Origin of the sequence: Magnetospirillum sp. UT-4 (assembly GCF_902729435.1) — a bacterium.
Classification (GTDB): Bacteria; Pseudomonadota; Alphaproteobacteria; order Rhodospirillales; family Magnetospirillaceae; genus Magnetospirillum.
The window spans coordinates 1-2,305 of the sequence record NZ_CACVCG010000109.1 but is presented as its reverse complement, the minus strand read 5'-3'; the positions used below and the strand labels follow the sequence as shown (position 1 = coordinate 2,305).

General features: G+C 68.7%; 3 protein-coding genes and 1 pseudogene. All 4 read left to right on the top strand.

Features of this window, described 5'->3' with window-relative positions:
• Positions 1–101 precede the first annotated feature (101 nt).
• A pseudogene (locus MTBUT4_RS19925) lies at positions 102–266 on the top strand (transposase); the annotation flags it as partial.
• Positions 267–284: 18 nt separating this feature from the next.
• Entirely contained in the window at positions 285–467 is a 183-nt protein-coding gene (locus MTBUT4_RS19920) for a hypothetical protein (protein ID WP_254434873.1), read from the top strand.
• Positions 464–811: an IS66 family insertion sequence element accessory protein TnpB gene (gene tnpB, locus MTBUT4_RS14395; RefSeq protein ID WP_173980389.1), complete on the top strand. Its 348-nt coding sequence runs from the start codon at positions 464–466 to the stop codon at positions 809–811. The genes MTBUT4_RS19920 and tnpB overlap by 4 nt, the downstream gene beginning before the upstream one ends.
• Positions 812–868: 57 nt before the next feature.
• The coding region (locus tag MTBUT4_RS14390; RefSeq protein WP_173980388.1) for an IS66 family transposase at positions 869–2,305 on the top strand (1,437 nt) is incomplete at its 3' end.

Here is a 2,305-nt window from a genome sequence, read left to right as displayed (position 1 = left end):
GTATCCCTCCGGCGTGGACCGCCTTCCCGGCCGGGTGAGCTTCGGCGAATCTGATCGCCTGATTGGCGTTGAAGTTGGCGGAAGTGTCCACGGATTCATTTATGGACAGAAACTCGACCGGGCGGCGGCGGAACCGTTCTTGGCCTGAGGATCTGAAGCGGGAGATCGTCGCGGCGACCTACGAGCCCGGGGCCTCTGTGGCCGGGGTGGCGCGGCGGTACGGGGTCAACGACAGTCAGGTTTTCACTTGGCGCAAGCGTTTCGGGGGACAACAGGGCGAGACGGTGCCGGCCCATATGGTGCCGGTGGTGGTGGCCGAGGACATGGCGGCCGCCGGGCGGAAGGAAGCCTCTTCTTCTGCCGGCGTGGTGGAGATCAATCTGGCTGGTGGCTACCGTGTCCGTGTCGGCGATGGTGTCGGTGCCCAGCTGCTGTGCCGGGTCTTGGACGTGCTGGAGCGGCGATGATCCCGGTTCCGACGGGCGTCCGGGTCTGGCTGGCGGTCGGGCGGACGGACATGCGGCGCGGCATGAACGGCTTGGCGCTGCTGGTGCAGGAGGCGCTCGGCCGCGATCCCCACGCCGGTGACCTGTTCGTTTTCCGGGGTGCTCGGGGGGATCTGATCAAGGTCCTTTGGCACGACGGCCTGGGCATGTCGCTGTACGCCAAGCGCCTGGAGAAGGGGCGGTTCATCTGGCCCTCTCCGGCTGACGGCGTGGTGGCGATCTCGTCGGCCCAACTGGCCTACATGCTCGACGGGATCGACTGGCGCAACCCGCGCCACACCTTCCGCCCGCGAAGTGCCGGATAGGGCGGAAACCCACATTTTTAGCGAGTCAGCGGCCGGGTTTTATGATTCCATTGGGGCATGGAAATCGGCCGCGAGACCCCGACAGACGACATCGACGCCCTGAGGGCGGAGCTGGCGGTCGCGCGCGCCAGGGCCGCCGAGGACCAGGCGCTGATCGCGCACCAGAAGCTGCAGATCGAGAAACTGAAGCGCGAACTCTACGGCCCCCGGGCGGAACGCTCGGCCCGCCTGATCGACCAGATGGAGCTGGCGTTCGAGGAACTGGCGGCGGCGGCCACCGAGGACGAGATCACCGCCGAGAAGGCCGCGGCGCGCACCACCAACGTGGCGGCCTTCACCCGCAACCGTCCTGCCCGCAAGCCGTTTCCCGAGCATTTGCCGCGCGAGCGGGTGGTCGAGCCGGCTCCGTCGGCCTGCTCCTGCTGTGGCGGTGACCGGCTGCGCAAGATCGGCGAGGACGTCACCGAGACCCTGGAGGTGATCCCGCGCCAGTGGAAGGTCATCCAGCGGGTCCGCGAGAAGTTCAGCTGCCGGGACTGCGAGAAGATCAGCCAGGCGCCGGCGCCCTTCCATGTGACCCCGCGCGGCTGGGCCGGCCCCAGCCTGCTGGCCATGATCCTGTTCGAGAAGTTCGGGCAGCACCAGCCGCTGAACCGCCAGGCCGAGCGCTATGCCAAGGAGGGTGTGCCGCTCAGCCTGTCCACGCTGGCCGACCAGGTGGGCGCCGGCTGCGCCGCCCTGGAGCCGTTGATCCGGCGCATCGAGGCCCATGTGTTTGCCGCCGCGCGTCTGCATGGCGACGACACCACGGTGCCCGTCCTGGCGAAGGGTAAGACCGACACCGGCCGATGTTGGGTCTATGTCCGCGACGACCGCCCCTTCGGCGGACCGGCACCACCGGCGGCCATGTTCTACTATTCGCGCGACCGGAGAGGTGAACACCCCCAGGCCCATCTCGCTGGGTATGCCGGGCTGCTTCAGGCGGACGCCTATGGGGGCTATGGCGCACTCTACCTGCCCGACCGAAAACCCGGGCCAATCCTGGAGGCCGCCTGCTGGGCGCATGCGAGGCGTCCGTTCTTCGCCCTAGCCGACCTGGCGGCCAATGCCCGCCGCAAGGCCGAGGGCCGGGCTGCCTCGGTGATCTCGCCCCTGGCGCTGGAGGCGGTCCGGCGCATCGACGCCCTGTTCGAGATCGAGCGCGCCATCAGCGGCCAAGACGACGACCGGCGGCGGGCGATCCGCCAGGAGCTCAGCGCCCCCCTGGTCGCCGACCTGGAACGATGGCTGACGGAGAAGCGCGCCGGTCTGTCGCGAGGCAACGATCTTGCCAAGGCCATGGACTACATGCTGAAACGCTGGCCCGCCTTCACCCGCTTCCTCGACGACGGCCGCGTCTGCACGACCAACAATTCCGCCGAACGCGCCCTTCGTGGCATCGCGCTCGGCCGGAAGTCCTGGCTCTTCGCCGGGTCCGACCGCGGTGGACAGCGT